A 23,256-nucleotide genomic window follows, 5' to 3' on the forward strand; every position below is an offset into this window, starting at 1 on the left:
GTCCGAACCGCACCCTCCGTCCGTCGGGGCCGGGCCTCCGTCGGTGTCGGTTACGGCGCCGTCCGCAGGGCCTTTCCGAGCCGGTTCAGGCCCTCGCTGATCTCCGATGGGGTGTGCGTGGTGAACGACAGGCGCAGCGCCGCGTGGTCGGGCGGGCCGGCGAAGAAGGGGGCGCCGGGGACGTAGGCGACGTCGTGCGCGACGGCCTCGCGCAGCAGCGAGGTCGCGTCGTACCCCTCGGGCAGCCGGGCCCAGACGAACATGCCGCCCTCGGGGCGGTTCCACGTGCTGCCGTCCGGCAGCGCCGCGGCGAGTCCGTCCACCAGGGCGTCACGGCGTCGCCTGTAGGCCTCGCGGACCCGCGTCAGGTGGGTGTCCAGGTCGCTGTCCGCCAGATACCTGGCGGCCGCGGCCTGGTCGATGGTGGAGCAGTGCAGGTCGAGGGACTGCTTGGCGACCACACAGGCGCGGAGCAGCGCGGCGGGGGCCCGCAGCCAGCCGAGCCGCACGCCGGGGGCCATCACCTTCGAGAAGCTGCCCAGCAGCACCGTCCGGTCGGCCGCCCGGGGCAGCGACGCGAGCCACGGCACGGACGCGCCCTCGAAGCGCAGTTCCCCGTACGGGTCGTCCTCGAGGAGCCACAGACCGTTGTGTGCGGCGATCTCGGCGACCTCCTGCCGCCGCGCGAGCGGGAGGGTGCGTCCGGTCGGGTTCTGGAAGGTGGGCACCAGGTAGAGCAGCTTGGGCCGCTCGCGCTCGACCGCTTCGGCCAGCGCCCCGGGATCCACACCGTCCTCGTCGGAGCGGACGGGCACCACACGGGCCCCCGCGAAACCGAAGCACTGGAGCGCCGCCAGGTAGGTGGGGTCCTCCACCAGCACGGTGTCTCCTGGCTCCAGCAGCGCGGTCGCCAACAGGGTGAGGGCCTGCTGGGAGCCGGTCGTCACCAACAGCGCCCGAGGATCCGTCGGCAGGCCGCGGTCTGCGAGCCGCCCGGCCACCGCGGCCCGCAGCGCCGGGTCCCCCTCCGTGGTGGAGTACTGCAGCACCCGCTGCGGCTCCTCGCTGAGCACTCGGTCGTAGGCGGCGCGGATGCCATCGGCGTCGAACAGTTCGGGCGCCGGCAGGCCACCGGCGAAGGAGATGACCTCGGGACGCTCGGTGAGCGCCAGGATCTCCCGTACGGGCGACGAGCCCACCGAGGCGGCGCGGGCGGCGAGCGGGGGCACGGGGGCGGTGGCCAGCGCGGAGCCGGTGAGCGTACCGGGAGTCATTGCCGCAGCTTAGGAGCGCTTCCCGCGCGGGCCGAGCGCCATCCGGCATGTGGTCACAGGCCCGCCGGCTGCCCGGCTCGCCGGTCCCCCGGCGAATCGCCGGTTGGGATCCCGCCGGATGGGTACCTGCGGGCCGATATTGGGGCCTGGAGCGAATTCGCGAGCCTTGGCCCGCGAGGGAAGCACCCGCGGGGAAAGCGTCCGCGGGAGCTCCCGCAAGGGAAGCTCCCACGAGGGAAGCGCCCGCGGAGAAGGCGAGCCAGTGAGTAGGCGAGAGAGGGAGGCCCGGGACATGACGGCCGAGATGTCCGAAGGCGAGTGGGAAGTTTCCGTGGAGCTCAGCGACTGTGCCTGTGAGGACGCCGAATCGGTGTTCCGGGTACTGGGCGGACTCTTCCGCTCCGACTGGAACGAGTTGCAGCCGGAGGGCCGCAGGGCCAACGTGTGGCTGTCCCGGTTCGACGTCTCCGGCGACGGAGGCAGGCCGGACGCGGTGACACTCGGGTCCCCCGTGACGGCCGAGCTGCAGGGCTCCCCGCACGCGGTGGAGCGGCTGCACGGCGTGCTGACGGAGGCGTTCGGCGTGGTGGAGGTGCTGGAGGTCGCGGGAGACCAGGAGAAGCAGCTGCGGCTGCGGCTGGAGACCCGCTGACGCGCGGCCCGTCAGTGCGGGGGCACGGCCGCTCGTGCCCCCGCAGGTCGACCTCGTGCCCCCGCACGTCGGCCTCGTGCCCCCGCACGTCGGCCTCGTCGCACCAGGTCGGCTCGGGCCGTCGCCCGCGCACCTTCGTCCTCAGTAACTGCAGTCTTCGAGTGGTTCGGGATTGTGCTTGGCGAGCTCCGTTTGACCACCCGATCCTCTGGGCGTGCTCGACCGCTCCGCTTTCCTTATTTTCCTCTCCACGTTTTTCCACAGGCGACTGGGTTCGAGGAAACTCGTCCCTCGGACTTCTTCCGGCGGACCCGCCGCCTCGCGGGCCCACTGCCTGCCGTTCGTGTCCAGGAACCTGACACCCCACATGCTGATGCCGCCCTTGGGCGCGTGACGCCCCCTCAGTTCTTTCAGCTTGTCGGGCGCGATCACTATCTGGGAGCAGCCGGCCAGGCTCGTCGCCGTCAGCTCGTAGTAATACCCACCAATGGGAATACCGAAGCTGTCGTCGTACGCCCAGAAAACGAACATGAGCGGACCGACGGGGTCCGGGGAACGGTTGGCCACGATGCCTGCGCGCTCGGGGAAGTCGGTCGCCCAGACGGAGACGAGATTGGCCTGCCGCTGGATTTTCCGCTGCGCATCCGCACGCGACTGTTCGAGCTGGTCCTCCGCCACACGTGCGCCGTAATACGTGCTGATCGCGGTGAAGACCAGACCGACTGCGGCGGTGAGGGCCGCGACAACGGTGGCACCGTTGGCCCAGTTGATTCCTCGCACCCAGGCCCTGAACCGTCCCCGGCCGCTCGCGGGCCGCGGCGTACGAGCCCTCCCTGCACCTCTCACTCGCCCGGAGCGCGGGCGCTGCCGGGCGAGCCGGGCACGCGCCTGCCTGTCCTGTCGATCCCGCCTCATCTCTTCCCCCACCGACGCCGCAGAAGCAACCAGAGCGCTCGCCCCGCCCCCAGGGCGCGACACTTCCGTGCCCTGACCGGAAGATCCAGAAACGCTGTCGAGCGGGGAGACGAGGTGCTGCCGCCCCGCCGGTACTCCGCGCGCTGGGTGGTGGCCACGAGGGGCCGAGGTGGACGAAGCGGCGAGGAGCGGACGCCACCATGGCGACGAAGGCCTCCGCCTGCCCCTCCCGCCACCCTGGCTTGTCCGGTCCGTCGGTACGCGGGGCCGCAACGGTGGGGACTTTGGTTGTGCTCCAGGGGACCAAAGGCTGATCCGTGCGCCGAGGCAGCGTGTCTACGGTCGTGGCGAGTTCCAGAGCGGCTGCGGTGAGGTGGCGCTCCGGCTCGTTTCTCGCGCTGTCCACCAGGGGGTTCGCATGCGCATGGAATCGATAAGTTCTGTCTCACTCGGGCGACCACCGCTATGTCGACGGTTGTCGGCGGTGCTGGCGCTCCTCATTCTGTCTCCTGTCTGCGCCGAATACCTCATCGGCTATGACAGCATCATCGGCCGCCCCTGGGAGCTCGTTTCCGGGTTGCTGTTTCTCGCTCCGCTCTATGGAACGGTAGCGGTGCTCATCAGAGAGGTCGTGCGCCGGTCCGGCCGGGGATGGCCGAGCATTCTTCTGCTGAGCGCGGCGTTCGGACTGATCCAGGCCGGAGTGATCGACCAGAGCCTGTTCAACCCACATTTCGTCAGCGATCCCTTCTGGCCCCAGGAGCGCCTGCCCACCCTCGTGCCCGTCGCCGGGATCAGTGTTCACCATCTGCTCGGATTCGTCGTCGGTCACGTGATCTGGAGCTTCGCGGCACCGATCGTCGTGGTCGAGTCCTGTGTTCCACGACTGGCTGACCGCCCGTGGCTGGGACGTTGGGGCATCGCGGTTTTGCTGGTGTTGTACGTCCTGGCGTTTGTGGTGTTCTTTCACGAGCACACCAGAAAATTCCTGGCGAGCACGGCACAACTGGGCCTCACCGCAGTTGTCGCCGCCGCGCTTGCCGCGACCGCGCTCGCCTTGCCGCGCCGGCATGGGGCCTCCTCGGGCTGGGTGCCACCACCGTGGCTTGTCGGCGGTGGAGCGGTGGGGGTGATGGCCACCCACCAACTGGCACCCGCCGGCTGGTGGGGCGTCCTTGCCGATGTGACGGTGCTCTCACTGGGCGGCGGTCTGCTCCTGCTCTGGTCGGGCCGGGCAGGCTGGGACCGACGCCACGCACTCGTGGCCGGTGGCGCCGCCCTTGTGGTGAACGCGGTCCTCTCGTTCGCAGTCGAACCGCTGGGTGGACACACTTCTTATGCCGCGAAGTACGCGGCCAACGCCACGCTGTTGGCGGCCGTGCTCGCTCTGCTGGCCTCGGCCTACAGGCGCGTGCCCAGCCCCGGGCCAGCGACCGCGACAGCTTCCACGGCCTTTCGGCCGCACCGTGCTCCCGGCCCTTCTTTCGCCAAGGTGCCGCCTTCGGTCACCGACTCGGACGACTACTGATCTCTTCGTCAGTTCAGTAGGTGTGGTGGCAGATCCCGCGCACCCACTCACCCCGGAAGCGATCCGCTGTCGCGGCACCGCCTGAACTGGAAGGTAACTGGCTGTGGCGATCGGGTAGGCGCCGCAGGAGACGCGGGGCCGGCCAGTGCGCCAGCCGCTTCCGTGCCGACGGCCGCTTCCCGTACCGTCGGCCGTCGGTCGCCCACCGTGCGCCCGCAGCGCGATCACGGGGCGCCCTTACAGGTGGACTACAGCAGGTCAGGGCCGCCAGGGGTGTTGGTGCCCGGAGCCGGACTCGAACCGGCACGGCCCTGAGGGCCAACGAGGTTTAAGCTCGTCGTGTCTGCATTCCACCATCCGGGCACCGGTCGCCGGGACCGCTCCGTGCACCGCCGGGCGCACACGGCCCACCCCAGGACGCGGGACGAGCCTATCCAGGGTCATCCCCCGAACAGCGGATCGACAGACCGATGTTGTCTTATTTTATTGGCAACTGACGGGGCATCAGTACCACATCGACCACTTCGCAGCGGTCTTCTTCCTACGTTCACCTCTACAGAAATGACGGAAAGTCGCCGTTCGGTCACGCACTTCCGTGTCACACACCTCCCTCTGGCATATGCCAGAGGTCTCTGCCCAGCTCAGTCGGGTGGCGCGGGCCCCCGATCCCGCCGTCTCAGGGTCGGTCCTCATACCCAAGGAGGACGAAGGTGGGGCGGGCTACCTCCGAAGACTCCCCCGCAAACAAGAGCCGGGGCGGATCCGGGAGGGGAGGAAGGGCGAAACGATGGAGGTCATTCGGAAGTTCCCATCCGGCTTCTTCCACCGACGACCCGACAGGAGCCCCGCCGTGACGACCAGCACCCGTCCGCACCACTTCGCGGGTGGCCCGCACCCCGGAGCCCCCGCAGCCCACACCAGCGCCGGCGTCGCCGCGGCGCAGGCCACCGAACTGTCCAAGGTCTACGGCCAGGGCGAGACCCAGGTGGTCGCCCTCGACCGGATAACGGTGGAGTTCCGGCGGGCCGAGTTCACCGCGATCATGGGCCCCTCGGGGTCCGGCAAGTCCACGCTGATGCACTGCATGGCGGGTCTCGACGCCATCTCCAGCGGCAGCGCGCGCATCGGTGAGACGGAACTGACCGGTCTGAAGGACAAGAAGCTGACCCAGCTGCGCCGCGACCGCGTGGGCTTCATCTTCCAGGCGTTCAACCTGCTGCCCACGCTCAGCGCGCTGGAGAACATCACGCTGCCGATGGACATCGCGGGCCGCAAGCCCGACAAGGCGTGGCTGGACCGCGTCATCCAGACGGTCGGCCTCGCCGACCGGCTCAAGCACCGCCCCAACCAGCTCTCCGGCGGTCAGCAGCAGCGCGTCGCGGTGGCCCGCGCCCTCGCCTCCCAGCCGGAGATCATCTTCGGTGACGAGCCGACCGGCAACCTGGACTCGCGGGCCGGCGCCGAGGTGCTCGGCTTCCTCCGCAACTCCGTACGCGAACTGGGCCAGACCGTCGTCATGGTCACCCACGACCCGGTGGCGGCCGCCTACGCCGACCGCGTGGTCTTCCTCGCCGACGGCCGCATCGTCGACGACATGGCAGGACCGACGGCCGACAGCGTGCTGGAGCGGATGAAGTCCTTCGACGCCAAGGCGCGCAGGAGCTGAGCCTCCCCCCGACACCCGAGCCGACCGGCCGACCGACGTCGGCCACATCCCAGAAGGACCCCCGAGGACTTCCTCATGCTCCGAACAGCCTTGCGCAACGTCTTCGCGCACAAGGCCCGGCTGCTGATGACGATGCTCGCCGTGCTGCTCGGCGTCGCCTTCGTCTCCGGCACCCTGGTCTTCACCTCCACGATCTCCGACGCGTTCCAGAAGAGCTCCGAGAAGGGCTACGCGAACGTCGACGTCTCCATAAGCCAGGACGGCAGCGACGCTCCCCAGGGCCGCGAGACCGTCTCGCCGCTGAGCCAGCGCACCCTCGACAAGGCCGCGAACCTGCCGGGAGCCGCCTCGGCGACCGGCGTGGTCTCCGGTTTCGCGGCGCTGTCCGACAAGGACGGCAAGCTCGTCGGTGACGGCTTCTCCACCCAGGGCGCGAACTACTACGCGGGCCGGGACGGGAAGGGCACCGACGCGCGCTACCCGATGAAGGAAGGCCAGGCGCCCCGCGCCGAGGGCCAGATCGCGCTGGACGCCAAGACGGCCGAGCGCACCGGCTACCAGGTCGGTGACACCGTGCGCACGTCGGTCAACGGCCCGGTGCGCGAGGAGAAGGTCACCGGCATCTTCACCACCGACGACGGGAACGTCGCCGCGGGCGGCACGCTGGTCCTCTACGACAACGCCACGGCCCAGAAGCTGTTCGCCGAGCCCGGCGAGTACACCGAGATCGCGCTCAAGGCCGACCCGGGCGTCTCGCAGACCGCGCTCAAGGAGCAGGCCGAGAAGGTGCTGCCCGCCGACACCAAGGCCGTCACCGGTCAGAAGCTCGCCGACGACGAGTCCAGGGCCATCGAGAACAGCATGTCCGGCATGAAGACGAGCCTGCTGGCGTTCGCCGGGATCGCGCTGTTCGTGGGCATCTTCATCATCGCCAACACCTTCACGATGCTCGTCGCCCAGCGCACCAAGGAGCTGGCGCTGCTGCGCGCGGTCGGTGCCAGCCGCCGTCAGGTCACCCGTTCGGTGCTGATCGAGGCGCTGGTCGTCGGGGCCGTCGCGGGGCTGGCCGGCATGGCAGCCGGGGTCGGCATCGCCGCCGGGCTGCGCGCGCTGGTCGGCACCATGGGCGGCATGCCCGACGGGCCGCTGGTCATCGAGCCGAACACCATCGTCGTCTCGCTGATCGTGGGCGTCCTCGTCACCCTTCTGGCGGCCTGGCTGCCGGCGCGGCGCGCCGCCAAGATCCCGCCGGTCGCGGCCATGGGCGCACTCCACGCCCCGGCCACCACGCGCTCCCTCATCCTCCGCAACACCATCGGCGCCCTGTTCTCCGCGGCCGGTGCCGCGCTGGTGCTGATGGCGACGACCGTGGGGGACATGGAAGACGCCAAGGCCCCCATGGGTCTGGGCGCCGCGCTGCTGGTGATCGGCGTCTTCATCCTCACCCCGCTGCTGTCCCGCCCGCTCATCGCGGCGGCCGCACCGGTGCTGCGACTCTTCAACGTGAGCGGCAAGCTGGCCCGCCAGAACGCGGTCCGCAACCCGCGCCGCACGGCGGCCACGGCCTCCGCGCTGATGGTCGGCCTGACCCTGATCACCGGGCTGACGGTCATCGCCAGCGGCGTCCAGCAGGCCGTCAACAAGATGGCGTCGGACTCGCTGAAGGCCGACTACACCATCTCGATGGCCAACTTCACCCAGCTCTCGCCCGAGGTGGAGAAGAAGCTCGCGCAGTCCGACCAGGTCACCGCGACCTCCCCGCTGCGCAACGCGTACGCCGACATCGGTGACGACACCGAGTACCTCACCGGCGTCGACGGCTCCTCGATCGGCAAGCTGACCAACGTCGACTTCACCGCGGGCGGCTGGGCGGGGCTCTCCAGCGGCACGAAGGTCGTGGTCGACAACGCCACCGCCAAGGAGAAGGGCTGGAAGGTCGGCTCCGACTTCACCGCCACCTACGAGGACGGCAAGAAGGGCACGCTGACGGTCGGCGGGCTCTACGAGGGCAACCAGATGATCAAGGGCATCCTCGTCGACAACAAGGCCGTCACCCCGCACATGAGCGAGATCGCCGACATGCAGGTCCTCGCCAAGACCAAGGACGGGGCCAGCGACGAGGTCAAGGAAACCCTCACCAAGCAGCTCGGCGACAACCCGGCGATCCTCGTCGAGGACAAGAAGGACATCTCCGAGGGCATCGCACAGATGATCAATATTCTGTTGAACATGCTGTACGGGCTGCTCGCGATGGCCGTCATCGTCGCCGTCCTCGGCGTGATCAACACCCTCGCCATGTCGGTGTTCGAACGCGGTCAGGAGATCGGCATGCTGCGCGCCATCGGGCTCGACCGGCGCGGCATCAAGCGGATGGTGCGGCTGGAGTCGCTGGTCATCTCCCTCTTCGGCGGGGTGCTCGGCATCGGTCTCGGCATCTTCTTCGGCTGGGCCGCCGGCGAGCTGATCGCCGGGTCCGGGCTCGACACCTACACGCTGGTGCTGCCGTGGGACCGGCTGGGCCTCTTCCTCGCCCTCGCCGCCGTCGTCGGTGTCCTCGCCGCGCTGTGGCCCGCTCGCAGGGCGGCCAAGCTCAACATGCTGGCCGCCATCAAGACGGAGTGAGCCGGGGGCCCTTCGGCCCCGTCTCCCCCGTCTGAGACCGCCTCGCCCCCGCCCGTTGACCAGGGCGGGGGCGAGCTGCTGTGCCGTCTGCGCAGGTACGCCGCGTCAGGCGCGTCCGGTGTCGGCCGCTTCGGCGTCCGCCGTCCACCTGCGGGTGCGCAACGGCAGGCCCGAGGCGCCGGACTCCGGCGTCCTGACGGCCAGCACCTGGTTGACGCCGATCCTGTTGCGCTCGAAAGCCAGCGCCGAGGCCGCCATGTACAGCCGCCACACGCGGGCCCGCCCCGGAGAGGTGAGGCGGGCCGCCCGCGCGAAGTCGGACTCCAGGTTGCGCACCCAGGCCCGCAGCGTCAGCGCGTAGTGCTCGCGCAGCGCCTCGACGTCCCGCACCTCGAACCCGGCGTCCTCCAGCAGTCCGACGGTGCGCCCGACGGGCGCGAGCTCCCCGTCGGGGAAGACGTAGGCGTCGATGAACTCGTCGACGGAGTACGCCTCCTCGTCGGCCAGCGGCCGCCGCCCGATCTGGTGGTTGAGCAGCCGGCCTCCCGGCGCCAGCAGGGCGTACAGGTCGTCGGCGTACTCCCGGTAGCGCGCCGCGCCCACGTGCTCGGCCATGCCGACCGACGAGATCGCGTCGTAGGGGCCGTCGTTCACTTCCCGGTAGTCCTGCACCCGGATCTCCACCCGGTCCGTCAGCCCCGCCTCGGCGATCCGCTTGCGCCCGTAGGCGGCCTGTTCGCGGGAGAGCGTGACGGCGACGGCGCGCACGCCGTACTCGCGCGCCGCGTGCAGCACCAGGGAGCCCCAGCCGCCGCCGACGTCCAGCAGCCGCTGCCCCTCCCGCAGGGCGAGCTTGCGGCAGATGAGGTCCAGCTTGTCGCGCTGGGCCTGCTCCAGGGTGCCGCCCGGCTGCCAGTAGGCGCAGGAGTAGACCATGCTCGGGCCCAGCACCAGCTCGTAGAAGTCGTTGCCGACGTCGTAGTGGTGGCTGATGGCCTTGCGGTCGCGGCTGAGGGTGTGCCGCAGGCCCGTGCGGCGCCGGGCCTCCTCGGGGGGCGGCGGAGGCGGCAGCCCCGGGCCCGCCAGCTTCAGCAGCTCGGCGACGGCCTCACGGGCTTCGGGTTCACGGGCGAGGGTGAGCGCACCCCGCAGCCAACCGGGCCCGGACGCGGCGGCGCCGCCGAACGCGGGGGCGCCGCCGTCCGGGTCGCTCTCCCAGATCAGTCCGGCGAGCACGTCGAGCGCCTCGTACAGGTCGCCCTCCACGTCGAGGTCGCCCGCGACCCAGGCGCGCGCCAGGCCCAGCTCGCCCGGCCGCCACAGGATGCGGCGCAGTCCCCTCCGGTTGCGGATCACCAGCAGGGGGGCGCCCGGCGGGCCCGCTTCGCTGTGGTCCCAGGCCCGTACCCGGACCGGGAGCGGAGCCCCCAGAACCCGTTCTCCGAGCGCGACGATCCGGTTGGCGGCACCGGCCATTGAGCACACCTCCGTGACAGGCAGGGGTGGATTCCCCCTACACGTAACACTGTCGCGGGGTGATGTATGCCCACCGTGCACGCAAATCCGGCCGTTGCCGTAAGGGTTCTGCAGCCGTCCGGGTAGGCAGCCGGGTCGCGCGGCCGCCGACGAGGGGGCGCGGACACGACGAAGGGGCGTGAGCCCCACGGATGGCTCACGCCCCTTCTCAGGCGCGGTGCGGCGGCGGCTGCCGCCGCGGAGGGTCAGGAGGAGGCCGCCGCCTTCTCCTGCTTGCCGTCGACCGGGGAGTCGGCCCGGCTGTCGGCGGTCGCCTTCGCCTTGTCGGCCGAGGCCTCGGACTTGGCGAGGGCCGCGGCCGTCACCGGCGCCGCCGCCTCGTAGAACTCGCCGCGCGGGTGCTCCATGGCGCCCAGCGAGACGACCTCGCGCTTGAGGAACATGCCCAGCGTCCAGTCGGCGAAGACCCGGATCTTGCGGTTCCAGGTGGGGACCGCCATGCCGTGGTAGGCGCGGTGGAAGTACCAGGCCAGCCGGCCGCGCAGCTTGATCTTCGTCTTGCCGAAGACGATCATCGCGACGCCCTTGTGCAGGCCGAGGCCGGCCACGGCGCCCTTGTTGGCGTGCTTGTACTTGCCCTGCGGGAAGCCCCGCATACCGGAGATGACGTTGTCACCCAGCGCCTTGGCCTGCCGCAGCGCGTGCTGCGCGTTGGGCGGGCAGAACGCGTTCTCCTTGTCGGAGGTCAGGTCGGGCACCTGCGCGTTGTCGCCTGCGGCCCAGGCGTAGTCCATGCCCTTGACCTGCATGCTGGCGTCGACGTCGACGTGGCCCTTGGGACCGAGCGGCAGGCCGAAGCGGGAGAGGACCGGATTGGGCTTGACGCCCGCGGTCCACACGATGGTGTGGGAGTCGACCTCCAGGCCGTTCTTGAGCACCACGTGACCGTCGACGCAGGACTCCATGGAGGTGCTGAGGTACACCTCCACGCCGCGCTTCTTGAGGTGCTCCAGGCCCCACTCGCCGAGCTTCGGGCCGACCTCGGGGAGGATCCCGGGGGCCGCGTCGACGAGGACGAAGCGCATGTCCTCACGGCTGAGGGAGGGGTAGTACTTGGCGGCGTCGCGCGCCAGGTCCTCGACCTCGCCGATGGTTTCGGCACCGGCGAAGCCACCGCCGATGAAGACGAAGGTGAGGGCCTTGCGACGGGCCTCCTCGTCCTGCGTGGAGTCCGCCTTGTCGAACTGCTCGAGGACGTGGTTGCGCAGGCCGATGGCCTCCTCGACGCCCTTCATGCCGATGCCGTTCTCGGCCAGTCCCGGCACCGGGAAGGTGCGCGAGACGGCACCCATCGCGATGACCAGGTAGTCGAAGGGCAGCTCGTACGCGTCACCGGCCAAGGGGGTGATCGAGGCGACCTTGCGGTCCTGGTCGACCGAGGTGACGCGGCCGGTGAGAACCTCCGCCTTGGGGAGCACGCGCCGCAGGGGGACCACGACGTGGCGGGGGGAGATGCTGCCGGCAGCAGCTTCGGGGAGGAAGGGCTGGTACGTCATGTACGAGCGCGGGTCGACGACCGTGACGGTCGCCTCGCCGTACCGCATCTTCTTGAGGATGCGGCGCGCGGTGTACAGACCGACGTACCCGCCACCCACTACGAGGATTCGGGGACGCTCCGTGGTGCTCATGAAATCGAGTATCCACCCAAGCCCGGGGGTCACTTCGTGAGGGTCTTCACAAGCATGGGCCGACCCTCTGCTACACTGCGCCGCCCCGTGATCGACCCCACAGGCGGGCGAGGGAACCACCGGGCCGTCCGGACCGTTGACGCACCTTTTGAGCTGCGAAGATCGGCGGCGCCTCACGTGGACCACCCGCCGTGCCGCCCCTCACCCGGGGAAGCCCCCACGGAGGCCCCACCGTCGTTTCCTGGCCTCGCCGCCCCCGGAACCCTTCAATCGTCGGCAAAAACCGGGCCTCACCGGGCACTTTTCCATGTGAAACAATTCACGAAAGTTCTCAGGCAGAGCCCGGGGCGACCCCCGTCGAGAGCCCTCCATGCCTATCAGGCGAGTGAGCGACCGCTCAAGTGAGGGCCGCGCACCCCTCCCGACAACGACCCCCGGCCGGCCTCGCACGCCTGGCGGCGCGCCTCCTACCGCGCGTCGAGTGCCGTATGGAACGCGATCCCGTCCAGGATGTCGTGTTCGCTCACCACGACCTCCTCGGCGCCGATCCGCTCCATGAGGGCGAGCAGCACCAGGGCACCGGCGTTGATGACGTCCACGCGGCCCGGATGCATCACCGGGATGGCGGCGCGTTCGTCGTGGGTGGCGGCCAGCAGGCGCGAGGTGAGCTCGCCGACCTGGGCGCGCGTCAGCCGGCTGTGGTGGATGCGGGAGGAGTCGTAGGCGTCCAGACCGAGCGCGATGCCGCCGAGCGTGGTGACCGTGCCGGCCAGCCCGACCAGCGTGCGGGAGCGCTCCAGCGGCACCGTCGAGGCCACCTCGTCCAGGGCGGCCGCCACGTCGGCGCGGATCGCCGCGACCTGCTCCTCGGTCGGGGTCTCGCTCAGCGAGCCGTCGCCGTGGGTGAGGTGACGTTCGGTCAGCCTCACGCAGCCCACGTCCACGCTGCGGGCCGCCTCGACCCTCTCGTCGCCCAGCACGAACTCCGTGGAGCCGCCGCCGATGTCGACCACCAGGTAGGGCGGCGCGAACGTGCCGCGGGACAGCTCCCTGGTGGCGCCCGTGAAGGAGAACTCGGCCTCCTGGTCGCCGGTGATCACCTCGGGTTCGACACCGAGGATGTCCACGACGCCGGCCACGAACTCGTCCCGGTTCTCCGCGTCCCGCGACGCGGAGGTGGCCACGAAGCGCGTGCGCCCCGGCGGTACGCCGAAGCCCGCGATGGCCTCCGCGTAGCGGCGGCACGCGGCGAACGTCCGCTCCAGCGCCTCCGGCGCCAGCCGCCCCGTACGGTCCACGCCCTGCCCCAGCCGGACGATCTCCATCCGCCGGTCCAGGTCGACCAGCGCGCCCGTCTCCGGGTCGAGGTCGGCCACCAGCAGGCGGATCGAGTTGGTGCCGCAGTCGATCGCGGCCACGCGCTGCACGGTCATGACGTCTCCTCGTCCTGCCCCTGGGCGGCCTTCGGGTCGCTGTCCGGCACGCTCACGCACGGGCCCTTGCGCCACCACTCGGGCAGCATCGCCAGCGCCTCGTCCCCCAGCGGGTTGACGCCGGGCCCCGCCACCAGCGCGTGCGCCACCAGCACGTGCAGGCACTTGACCCGGTCGGGCATGCCGCCCGCGCTGGGAAAGCCGACCAGCTCCTCGATGGCGTCCCTGCGCGCCAGGTAGTCCTCGTGGGCGGCGCGGTAGGCGTCGGCCAGTTCGGCGTCCTGACCGAGCCGTTCGGTCATCCGACGCATCACGCCGTCCGCCTCCAGCGTGCCGATGGCGGAGGCCGCGCGCGGGCACGTGAGGTAGTACGTGGTGGGGAACGGCGTGCCGTCCTCCAGCCGGGGCGCGGTCTCCACGACGTCCGGCAGCCCGCAGGGGCAGCGGTGCGCGATGGCGCGCAGTCCGCGCGGCGGGCGGCCCAACTGCTCGCGGAAGGCGGCCACGTCCGCGTCCGTGGGCGGTGTCGGCCGGGTCAGGGGCGGTGGGGTGTCCATGGGTGTCAGGGTGCTCGTCGCTTCGTCTCGGGTGGTCGGGTGCCCTGGAGGGGGCGGCGCGCGGCGTCAGCCGGCGTCGTCCGCGCTGTCCAGTCCGTCCCACAGGTTCTCGTACCAGGGCCGGTCGGCGGGCCCCCGGTCGCGGGGGCGACGCGCGTCGGCTGTGCCGTCCCGCATGGTGTAGCCGGTCTCGTCGGGCCGCACGAAGTGCAGGTGCTCGCGCGCCTGCCGCTCCACGTAGGCGGGGTCCTTCCAGCGGGCCCGCTCCTTGCGCAGCTCCTCGACCGCGTCCCGCGTCCGCTCGGCCTGCGCGCGCTGCTCGGCGATCTCGGAACGCTGGCTGACGTACTGCCGTGTGGGGTACGCGAGCGCGACGACGAGGGAGCACAGGACGAGGGCGAGCAGCGCGGCTCTGCCGGTCAGCCGCCCCTTGCGCGGAGTACGCGGCTTCGCCGGGCCCTGCGCCCGGTAGACCCGCTCCGCGGCCTGTGCGCCGAGGGCGCGCAGGCGCGTCGCGGTGGAGAAACGGTCCCGGTCCGCTCCCATGCCTCTCCCTGCCTCGCCTCTCCCTGCCTCGCGCGCCCGCCGCCCCGGCCCCGCCCGGGAGACCGGGCGGGGCCGGGGCGCTCGCGGCGCCCGCGTCAGCGCTTGTAGCGCGGGAACGCCGAGCGGCCGGCGTAGACCGCCGCGTCGTCGAGGATCTCCTCGATGCGCAGCAGCTGGTTGTACTTGGCGACACGCTCCGAGCGGGCGGGGGCACCCGACTTGATCTGACCGCAGTTGACGGCGACGGCCAGGTCGGCGATCGTCACGTCCTCCGTCTCACCGGAGCGGTGCGACATCATGCACTTGAAGCCGTTGCGCTGGGCCAGCTCGACGGCGTCCAGCGTCTCGGTGAGCGAACCGATCTGGTTGACCTTCACCAGCAGGGCGTTGGCGCAGCCCTCCTCGATGCCGCGGGCCAGGCGCTCGGGGTTGGTGACGAACAGGTCGTCGCCCACCAGCTGCACCTTCTCGCCGAGCTTGTCGGTGATGGTCTTCCAGCCCGCCCAGTCGTCCTCGAACAGCGGGTCCTCGATGGAGACCAGCGGGTAGTCCGCGACAAGCTGCTCGTAGTACTCGGTCATCTCGGCGGCCGAGCGCTTCTGGCCCTCGAACGCGTAGACGCCGTCCTCGTAGAACTCGGAGGCGGCCACGTCCAGCGCCAGCGCGATGTCCTGGCCCGCGTTGTAACCGGCCTTCTGGATGGCCTCGATGATCAGGTCGAGCGCCTCGCGGTTGGAGCCGAGGTTCGGCGCGAAGCCGCCCTCGTCGCCCAGGCCCGTGGCCAGGCCGCGCTCCTTGAGGACGCTCTTGAGCGCGTGGTAGACCTCGGCGCCCCAGCGCAGCGCCTCGGAGAACGACTCGGCGCCGATCGGCGCGATCATGAACTCCTGGATGTCCACGTTCGAGTCGGCGTGCGAGCCGCCGTTGAGGATGTTCATCATCGGCACCGGCAGCTGGTGCGCGTTGGGGCCGCCCAGGTAGCGGAAGAGCGGCAGGTCGGACGCCTCGGAGGCGGCGTGCGCGACGGCCAGCGAGACGCCGAGGATGGCGTTGGCGCCCAGCGAGGACTTGTCGGCGGTCGCGTCCAGGTCGAACATCGCCTGGTCGATCAGGCGCTGCTCGGTGGCGTCGTAGCCGACCAGCTCGGGGCCGACCTGCTCGATGACGGCGAGGACGGCCTTCTCGACGCCCTTGCCGCTGTAGCGCGCGGCGTCCCCGTCGCGCAGTTCGAGCGCCTCGAAGGCGCCGGTCGAGGCGCCGGACGGCACGGCAGCACGGCCGGTGCTGCCGTCGTCGAGGCCGACCTCGACCTCGACGGTGGGGTTGCCTCGCGAGTCGAGGATCTCGCGGGCTACGACGACGTCGATGGACGGCACGAGGTTTCTCCTTCGTGTGGGACGGACGGCTTTCTCCGCCCCGAGCCTAACCGTCCCGCACGCCCGGCCCCCGCCCCGCCGCACGATGAGGCCCACGTGCGGGTTCGCGGGGACCTCCTCGCGGCTCACCTGTCGGCGAGGCGGCTCACACGTGCCGGCTCACCTGTCGGCACAGCGGCTCACACGCGCAGCTGCTGGCCCGGCTTGATCAGGTCGGGGTCGTCGCCGATCGCGGCGCGGTTGTGCGCGTACAGCTCCGTCCAACCGCCCGGAACATCCTCTTCCGCGGCGATTCGGGAGAGGGAGTCGCCGGGCCGGACGGTGACGCGGTGCTTACCGCTCCCCTCGCCCTTGTCCTCCCGGTCGCCGCTCCGCGAGGCGCGGTCGCTCCCCTCGTCGGGCTTGCCCCGGTGCTTGCCCGTCCCCGGGGAGAGGACGTGGCCCTGCTCCCCGGACGAGTCCCTGAGCCGCTCCGGGCTGGACGGACCCTGGTTCGACCAACCGAAGCCGCCCTCGGCCGGGTCGGACGCGCCGGCGTCGGCGGGGTCGCCGGTGTCGGCGTCCCGCGAGTCCGAGGGGCTGGAGGGCGACGGGGTGGCGGACGGCCGCTCGGAGGCGGACCCGTCGGAGCCTCCCTCACCACCGGAACCGCCGTCCTCCCCTGCGGCCCCCTCCTCCCCCGAGGCCTTCTCGCCCGAGGGCTTCTCTTTGGAGGACTCCCCGTCCGACGCCTTCCCGTCGGAGGAGTTCTCTGAGGGGGTCTCCTCTTCGGACGGCTTCCCGTCCGACGCCCCGGCCTCGGGCGACTCCTGACCGGAAGGGTCACCGCCCGTGGCGCCGTCCTCGGCCCGGTCGCCGCCGTCCGGGTCCGTACCCTCGTCGGCGCCCGGGTCCGTGCCGTCGGGCGTGCCCAGATCGACGTCCGGGCTCACCTCGCCCGCGAGGACGGACCCGCAGTGCGGGAAGGAACGCGGGCCCTCCGCCTCCAGGATCTTCTCCCCGATGGCGATCTGCTGGCTGCGGCTGGCCAGGTCGGGCCGGTCGGCGTACACCGTGCCGCCGTAGTACTTCCAGGTGTCCAGGTCCAACTGGAGCCCGCCGTAGTACCCGTGTCCGTTGTTCGCGCTCCACACGCCGCCGCTCTCGCAGTCCGCGACCCGGTCCCAGGGCGAGGCGTCGGCGGCGTGCGCGCCGGTCGCGCCCAGCAGCGGCAGCGCGATGCCCGCGCCGGTGACCCCGGCCGCGACGAACAGGGCGGGTGCCTGGCGGGGGCGGCGGTGCCGACCGTTCCCGGAGCGCATGGTGGACCTCTCGTAAGGGACAAGCGGGACGACGACGGAGGACACCGGAAAGGGCAACCGAAGTCGGCGACCGAACGTAACCGCGAACGCCGGGCGTCACAAGCGAATGTCGCGGACATCACGCCGTGGTCACGTGGGTGACGGCCCCTCACACTCTCCTCACGCGCGGGCGGTGAACTCCACCGGCAGCGTCCGCAGGCCACGCATGATCAGCCCGCCGCGCCACCTCAACTCCTCGGGCTCCGCGGCGAGTCGCAGGTCGGGCAGCCTGTGCAGCAGCGTGGCGAGCGCGGTTCGGCCCTCCAGGCGGGCCAGTGGCGCGCCCAGGCAGTAGTGGATGCCGTGCCCGTATCCGAGGTGCTGGTTGTCGCTCCGCGTCAGGTCCAGAGTGCCGGGTGCGTCGAACTTGTCCGGATCACGGTCCGCGGCCGCGAGAACGACCAGCACCGGGTCCCCCTCCCGTACCCGCTGCCCGCCCAGCGTCAGCTCGCGGGTGGCGAAGCGCCAGGTCGCCAGTTCCACCGGCCCGTCGTACCGCAGCAACTCCTCGACGGCGGTGGCCAGCAGCCCGGTGTCCCCGTCCGCGACCGCCCGCTGGAGTACGGCCCGCTGACCGGGGTGGCGCAGCAGCGCGTACGTGCCGTTGCCGATCAGGTTGACGGTCGTCTCGAAGCCGGCGAACAGCAGGATGAACGCCATCGCCGCCGCCTCGTTCTCGCTCAGGTGCTCGCCGTGGTCGGAGGCGCGGATGAGACCGGAGATCAGGTCGTCGGCCCCCTCGCCCCTGCGCTCCAGCTCGGCCCTCTTGCGGTGGATGAGCTCGGCCAGGTAGCCGCGCATCCTCTTGACCGCGCGGCCCACACCGCCGCGCGGGCTGCCGGGCTGATGGATCATCATTCCGGCCCAGGAGCGGAAGTCCTCCTGGTCCTGTTGCGGGACGCCGAGCATGTCGCAAATGGCGTAGATCGGCAGCGGGAACGCGTACTCGTGGATCAGGTCCGCCGCACCGCGCGCCGCGAAACCGTCGATGAGCGTGTCGGCCAGCTCCCGTACGCGGGGCGCGAAGGCGGCGACGCGGCGCGGGGTGAAGGCCTTGGAGACCAGGCGGCGCAGCCGGGTGTGGTCGGGCGGGTCGATGTTGAGCAGATGCGTCATCAGGTTGGCGCTGCGCTCTCCGGGGATGCCGACCTTGCCCTTGCCGTGCGCGCCCTGTTCGCCGTGGTGGTGCGGGTTCTTGCTCAGCCTCGGATCGGCGAGCGCCTGCCGGGCGTCCGCGTACCGGGTGACCAGCCAGGCCTCCACCCCGCTGGGCACCCGCGTCCTGTGCACGGGCGCGTGCTCGCGCAGCCACGCGTACGCGGGGTAGGGGTCGGCGGCGAACCGCCAGTCGAAGAGCGACGGCATCTCGGGCACGGACGCCTCGGAGGGAGGCGAGACCGGCGTAGACGCGTCGGAGGGGGGCGAGACCGGCGTGGACGCGTCGGAGGGGGGCGAGGCGGGGCAGGCGGGGTTCTGGTCGTGCACCCACACGACCGTAGACGCACCCGCCGCCGACCGCACCGGCGGCCATGGCCCCCGGCCCCTTGCCGCCGTCCCGGCGCGCTCTCAGCCGTGCTGCTCCGCGGCGCGGATCGTGTCGCGGTAGGTGCGGGCGGCGGCCCGCAGGGCGGCCTCCGGATCGATGCCCTGCTGCTCGGCCTCCACGGCCAGGACGAGGAGCGCGTAACCCACGTCCCCGCGCGCCCCCTCGACGGGGACGTCGAGCCCGGCCGCACGGGCCCGGCCCGCCAGCTTCGCGGCCAGGGAGAGCGCCGGCTGGCCCAGCGGCACGCCCTCGGTCACCGAGACCCGCTCGTTCTTCTCCTGCGCCTTGCGTCGCTGCCAGTGCGCCTCGACCTCCTCGGCGGACTCGGCGACGTCGTCACCGAAGACGTGCGGGTGGCGGTGGACCAGCTTCGCCACCAGCGTCCCCGCCACGTCGTCGATGGAGAAGGCCTCGTCCGGGTGGTCCTGGGCGATGCGGGCGTGGAAGACGACCTGGAGCAGCACGTCGCCGAGTTCCTCGCGCAGTTCCACACGGTCGCCGCGCTCGATGGCGTCGATGAGTTCGTAGATCTCCTCGACGCCGTACTTGAGCAGGTCCTCGTGGGTGCGCAGCGCGCTCCAGGGACACTCGCGGCGGATACGGTCCATGACCTGGACGGCGTCCAGCAGCCGGGCCCCGGGCAGGTCGTAGGAGCCGGGCAGCAGTTCGAGAGCGGGCATCGTCTGGCGGCCGGAGCCCGCCAGGCGCGCGAGGCCGTCGGTGAGCGCCGGCTCGCCCTCGGTGGTCGCCAGCACCACGAGCGAGCGGCCGCCACCGCGCCCGCACTCGTCCACCAGCTCCCGCGCGTCCAGCTCCACCCCGGCCGCCACCTTCACGCCCGCGTCACGCACGTACGGCAGCTGCGGATGCGAGGGATCGGCGCACAGCACGCGGTCGGCCCCGCGAAGCGCCTCCCACGCGGGCCAGGACAGCAGCCCGGGCGCCACCCGGTGCGTGGTGGTGAGCAGGACGATACGGCCGGTCTCGGGGATCTCGTTCACCCTACGAACCTAACCCGATCGGCCCCGGCCGGGCCCGCAAGCCCCGGGGCCCGGAGACCCAGGCGGCCCGGAAGCCGCGAAGCTCCGAGCCACCGCATCAGGCATCAGGCATCAGGCACCAGCTGCCGGCGGGCGCGGACGTCACGCTCCCTGGGCGCGGTCGGCCTCGCCGGACAGCTCGCGCAGCCACGGCGCCTCATCCCCGCCCAGCGAGGAGGTGCGCGTGTTCCACTCCCCGTAGCGCGGGTTCACATTGATCTTCATGTCGTCCGCGACACGCGACAGCTCCGCGTTGATCCGCTGCGGCCCCTCCGGGGACATCAGGTCGATGCCCTTCGCAGCGGCGATCTTCTCGATGCGCAGCTGCATCCGGATGAAGTCGTCGATGTCGTCGGGTGCGAGGTGGTGCTGGCGCAGCCACACCGCCTCCAGCTGCTTCTTGCCGCCGGCCTGCTTGTCCAGCTCCCCGCGGACCTGCTGGACCTCACGGCGGCTGACGCCGGCCCCCGCGTCCTTCGCCGCCTGCGCGACGACGCGCTCGCGGATCATCCCGTCGAGCGTGGCGCGCGTCAGCTTGCCGCTCTGCTTGATCATCTGTTCGCCCTGCGGTTCCGCGCGCTGGGCGTCCCGCACGGCGCCCACCCGCGACTGGAGCTGCGCCATGCTGATCCGGTCCCCCTTCACCAGGGCCGCCGCACCCGGATGCGCGTCGTTGCCGCACGCCGTGAGCAGCGGGGCCGCGGCCAGAAGCGCCGCGACGGCGGAGAGGGTGAGCGCGGACCTGCGGCGTGGGCTTTCCATGGGGCCTCCCGGCGGCGGCGAGGGTCGGGCTCCGGCGCACGACCTGGCGATGATCGATGGTAGGGAGTCGAACGGCTCCGTGACCACCGGTTCGACACCAAATCGACCAACGATTCGGGGGCAGTTGAGTCGCTGCCCCGTTCACCGGTTCGGGTCGACACCCCGTGTTCCGGCACACCGGTTCGGGTCGCCACCCTGTTCGGCGGCGTCGGCTCGGGCGCCGGGCGCGGGCCTCAGCCCCCGCACTGCGCGAGCATCGTGCGCTTGTCGGGAGAGGTGACGGCCAGCTCGTACTTGTGCGCGACCTGGGCGAAGCGGACCGCGTAGGCGCAGCGGATCGTTCTGGAAGGCGGCAGCCAGGAGGCCGGGCCCGAGTCACGTTTGGCGGAGTTCGCGGGGCCGTCCACGGGCAGCAGGTTCAACGGGTCGTTGGCGATGCGCCGGCGCTTGTCCTCGGACCAGTGGGCGGCCCCCATCTGCCAGTCGTAGGACAGCGGCATGACGTGGTCGATCTGCACGTCCGTGGCGTGCCGCTTCGTCCAGTCGATGCGCCGTCCGGTGTAGGGGTCCTCCAGCGTCATCGACGCCACGACGCAGTCGGACCCTGAGCGGTGCCGCACCTTCGCACCGTCGCGCCGCAACACGTCGTTGCGGGTGTCGCAGCCGTTGCGGGCGAAGGGGACACCGTCGGCGGTGTCCATCCAGGCGTAGCCGAACGCGTCCCGCTCGTATCCTGTCCTCGGACCGCGTCCCTTGGTGCGCAAGTCCGCTATGAGGCCGCGGGCCTTCGCCCGGTCGGCGTCGGAGGTGACGGGCGCCAGGCCCGGCTCGGTGCCGTCCGGGTTGCTCAGCGGGCTGACGGCCCGACCGCCTGTCCCCCCGCCGCCGCCCGGCGAGGCGCTCGCGTCCTGTCCCTCCGGCATCCCCACCCCGTCGCACCCGGTGACGAGCGTGACGGCCGCGAGCACGACGGCGAGGGCGGCCCCCGCACGGCGCCCACGTATCCGGGGGACGCTTTCACGGGGCCCGGGTATTCGGGGGCGGGCGGGGCGCGGCTGGACGGCGTCGGCGATCACCGGCTGAGCATAGCCGCGGGACGACGGCACCTCGCGGGACGACGGCTCCTCGCGGGACGACGACACCTCGCGGGACGACGGCACCTCGTGAGGCGACCACGGCCGGCACCCCGGCACGGATCCGCCCGGCTCCCCGAGCGGTACCGCCCCCGTCCGCGAACGCCCCGCCGCCCCGGCGAGCGACGCGGCGGTGTGCGACGCGGCGGTGTGCGACGCGGCGGTGTGCGACGCACCTGTGAGCGCCGCACTGGTGAGCGACGCGGCCCGCGTCACCCCGACGGCGCTCTGCCTGTGGCAAAAGAGGGCAAAGCGGGCAGGAACGTGGGGTGCGCGAAGTCACCGACCCTCTGCTGAAACTGGTGCGGCGCCCGCACCACGAGCCCGTGGTCGCCCAGACGGCCCGCTCCACCATCGCCGCCGTGATCAGCTACGTCGTCGCCCTGCAGCTCAGCAGCGAGCCGGCGCCGCTGACCGCGCCACTCACCGCGTTGCTGGTCACCCAGGTCACCCTGTTCACGACGTTGCGGACCGGCGTCCGCCGCGTCAACGCCGTGGTGGCGGGCGTGCTGCTCTCCAGCGGTTTCAGCGCTCTGGTCGGGCTGACCTGGTGGAGCCTGGGCTTGGTCATCCTCGCCGCGCTGATCGTCGGCCGGTTCGTGAAGGCCGGCGAGTTCGTGCCCGAGACGGCGATCAGCGCCATGCTCGTCCTGGGCGTGACACAGAGCCAGGTCGCCTCAATGGCCTGGGACCGGGTGCTCGAGACGCTGATCGGCGCCATCGTCGGGCTGGCTTTCAACGTGCTGTTCGTGCCCCCCGTGTGGGTGCAGCCGGCCGGAGACGCCGTGCTCGACCTCGCGGGCCGCATGCGGAACCTGCTGTCCGGACTCGGCGACGACGTCCGCGGTCACACCCCCGTCAGCCGGGCCGCCGAACGGCTGCACCAGGCACGGCGGCTCGACCACGACATCGTCGAGGTCGACGTCGAGCTGCGGCGCGCGGAAGACAGCCTCCGGCTGAACCCGCGCGTACGGGAGGGGCTGCTCTCCCGCGTCGTGATGCGCACAGGACTCGACACCCTGGAGATCTGCGCCGTCGTGCTGCGCACCACCTGCCGGACGGTCACCGACCTGGCCAAGAAGCGCACCAGCGAACCGCTGTTCCGCGACGACATCGCCGAGGGCATGCACGAGCTGTTCGTCGAGATGGCCCGCGCGGTCGAGGCCTTCGCCGAGCTGATCACCACGCCCGTCAGCTCCAACGCGGAGGAGGCCGAGGCACAGCTCGTGCGCTCCCTGGAAGCCAGCCGCACCCGCCGCGACACCGTCGCCTTCCAGCTGCTGGACACCGTCCGCGCCCATCCGCGCCAGTGGCAGCTGCACGGAGCGCTGCTCGCCGAGGCCGACCGCATCCTCGACGAGCTGGACGTCGAGAAGCGTTCCGAACGCCTGTGGGAGGAGCTCGACCGCCAGTCCCGCGAGAAGCGCGAGAAGAACCCCCTCCTGCGGGGCCTGCGCCAGTTCCGGCACCGCGAGCGCTCCCGCCGCGAGGAGAAGGAGGAGGAACGCGAGCTGGAGTGGGAGGAGGATCGCTAACCCGTACTGTCCGGTGTCCACCAGGGTGGTGGCGTACTGCTTGCGCAGGGCCCGCACCACGGGCGAGCCCTCGCCGTAGGCGACCACCGCCATCGGCAGCGCCCGCCCGCCGCCGTTCTCCCCCTGACCGCCGCCACACACTGACCGCCCCGCCCGGCTCCGGGCCG

At 71.6% G+C, this 23,256-nt stretch carries 18 protein-coding genes and 1 tRNA gene; 5 read left to right on the forward strand and 14 right to left on the reverse strand.

Annotated elements, in window-relative coordinates; genetic code table 11:
- Positions 1 to 50: 50 nt before the first annotated feature.
- On the reverse strand, positions 51 to 1,274 hold the full coding sequence (locus MMF93_RS13610; RefSeq protein ID WP_242751555.1) for an aminotransferase-like domain-containing protein: 1,224 nt from the start codon (positions 1,272 to 1,274) through the stop codon (positions 51 to 53).
- A gap of 292 nt (positions 1,275 to 1,566) precedes the next feature.
- Between MMF93_RS13610 and MMF93_RS13615 the strand changes: the two genes are divergently transcribed.
- Positions 1,567 to 1,926, forward strand: a complete 360-nt coding sequence (locus MMF93_RS13615; RefSeq protein ID WP_242751556.1) for a hypothetical protein — start codon at positions 1,567 to 1,569, stop codon at positions 1,924 to 1,926.
- A gap of 141 nt (positions 1,927 to 2,067) precedes the next feature.
- Here the strand turns inward: MMF93_RS13615 and MMF93_RS13620 are convergent, their stop codons facing one another.
- Positions 2,068 to 2,706, reverse strand: coding sequence for a hypothetical protein (locus MMF93_RS13620; protein ID WP_242751557.1), 639 nt, complete (start codon positions 2,704 to 2,706; stop codon positions 2,068 to 2,070).
- Positions 2,707 to 3,325: 619 nt separating this feature from the next.
- On the opposite strand from MMF93_RS13620, the gene MMF93_RS13625 reads away from it, so the two are divergent.
- Positions 3,326 to 4,369, forward strand: coding sequence for a hypothetical protein (locus tag MMF93_RS13625; RefSeq protein WP_242751558.1), 1,044 nt, complete (start codon positions 3,326 to 3,328; stop codon positions 4,367 to 4,369).
- A gap of 277 nt (positions 4,370 to 4,646) precedes the next feature.
- Here MMF93_RS13625 and MMF93_RS13630 read toward each other — a convergent pair.
- A tRNA-Leu gene (locus tag MMF93_RS13630) sits at positions 4,647 to 4,732 on the reverse strand.
- A gap of 487 nt (positions 4,733 to 5,219) precedes the next feature.
- On the opposite strand from MMF93_RS13630, the gene MMF93_RS13635 reads away from it, so the two are divergent.
- On the forward strand, positions 5,220 to 6,035 hold the full coding sequence (locus tag MMF93_RS13635) for an ABC transporter ATP-binding protein (protein WP_423835418.1): 816 nt from the start codon (positions 5,220 to 5,222) through the stop codon (positions 6,033 to 6,035).
- A 75-nt stretch (positions 6,036 to 6,110) separates the two neighbouring features.
- Complete coding sequence (locus MMF93_RS13640) at positions 6,111 to 8,657, forward strand: ABC transporter permease (RefSeq protein ID WP_242751559.1); 2,547 nt, start codon at positions 6,111 to 6,113, stop codon at positions 8,655 to 8,657.
- 105 nt (positions 8,658 to 8,762) lie between these two features.
- Here the strand turns inward: MMF93_RS13640 and MMF93_RS13645 are convergent, their stop codons facing one another.
- From MMF93_RS13645 to MMF93_RS13700, 11 genes are all read right to left on the reverse strand, one after another.
- On the reverse strand, positions 8,763 to 10,133 hold the full coding sequence (locus MMF93_RS13645) for an SAM-dependent methyltransferase (protein WP_242751560.1): 1,371 nt from the start codon (positions 10,131 to 10,133) through the stop codon (positions 8,763 to 8,765).
- A 245-nt stretch (positions 10,134 to 10,378) separates the two neighbouring features.
- A complete protein-coding gene (locus MMF93_RS13650; RefSeq protein WP_242751561.1) occupies positions 10,379 to 11,821 on the reverse strand; it encodes an NAD(P)/FAD-dependent oxidoreductase in 1,443 nt (480 codons plus the stop codon).
- Between the two features lie 467 nt (positions 11,822 to 12,288).
- Positions 12,289 to 13,248, reverse strand: a complete 960-nt coding sequence (locus tag MMF93_RS13655; RefSeq protein ID WP_274709538.1) for a Ppx/GppA phosphatase family protein — start codon at positions 13,246 to 13,248, stop codon at positions 12,289 to 12,291.
- 2 nt (positions 13,249 to 13,250) lie between these two features.
- Entirely contained in the window at positions 13,251 to 13,811 is a 561-nt protein-coding gene (locus MMF93_RS13660; protein ID WP_242751563.1) for a DUF501 domain-containing protein, read from the reverse strand.
- Between the two features lie 66 nt (positions 13,812 to 13,877).
- Positions 13,878 to 14,357: an FtsB family cell division protein gene (locus MMF93_RS13665; RefSeq protein WP_114024579.1), complete on the reverse strand. Its 480-nt coding sequence runs from the start codon at positions 14,355 to 14,357 to the stop codon at positions 13,878 to 13,880.
- 95 nt (positions 14,358 to 14,452) lie between these two features.
- Positions 14,453 to 15,733 (reverse strand): phosphopyruvate hydratase, encoded by a 1,281-nt coding sequence (gene eno, locus MMF93_RS13670; protein ID WP_242751564.1) that lies wholly within the window; start codon positions 15,731 to 15,733, stop codon positions 14,453 to 14,455.
- A gap of 179 nt (positions 15,734 to 15,912) precedes the next feature.
- Entirely contained in the window at positions 15,913 to 17,034 is a 1,122-nt protein-coding gene (locus tag MMF93_RS33350; RefSeq protein ID WP_274709462.1) for a transglycosylase family protein, read from the reverse strand.
- A gap of 159 nt (positions 17,035 to 17,193) precedes the next feature.
- Positions 17,194 to 18,438 (reverse strand): cytochrome P450 family protein, encoded by a 1,245-nt coding sequence (locus MMF93_RS13685; protein ID WP_242757547.1) that lies wholly within the window; start codon positions 18,436 to 18,438, stop codon positions 17,194 to 17,196.
- Positions 18,439 to 18,639: 201 nt separating this feature from the next.
- Positions 18,640 to 19,620, reverse strand: coding sequence for a nucleoside triphosphate pyrophosphohydrolase (locus MMF93_RS13690; RefSeq protein WP_242751565.1), 981 nt, complete (start codon positions 19,618 to 19,620; stop codon positions 18,640 to 18,642).
- 141 nt (positions 19,621 to 19,761) lie between these two features.
- Complete coding sequence (locus MMF93_RS13695) at positions 19,762 to 20,421, reverse strand: SurA N-terminal domain-containing protein (RefSeq protein ID WP_242751566.1); 660 nt, start codon at positions 20,419 to 20,421, stop codon at positions 19,762 to 19,764.
- A gap of 233 nt (positions 20,422 to 20,654) precedes the next feature.
- Positions 20,655 to 21,425: an HNH endonuclease family protein gene (locus tag MMF93_RS13700; protein WP_242757548.1), complete on the reverse strand. Its 771-nt coding sequence runs from the start codon at positions 21,423 to 21,425 to the stop codon at positions 20,655 to 20,657.
- Between the two features lie 398 nt (positions 21,426 to 21,823).
- Between MMF93_RS13700 and MMF93_RS13705 the strand changes: the two genes are divergently transcribed.
- Positions 21,824 to 23,089 (forward strand): FUSC family protein, encoded by a 1,266-nt coding sequence (locus MMF93_RS13705; RefSeq protein ID WP_242751567.1) that lies wholly within the window; start codon positions 21,824 to 21,826, stop codon positions 23,087 to 23,089.
- Positions 23,090 to 23,256: the final 167 nt, after the last annotated feature.

Origin of the sequence: Streptomyces tubbatahanensis (assembly GCF_022699385.1) — a bacterium.
Classification (GTDB): domain Bacteria; phylum Actinomycetota; class Actinomycetes; order Streptomycetales; family Streptomycetaceae; genus Streptomyces; species Streptomyces diacarni.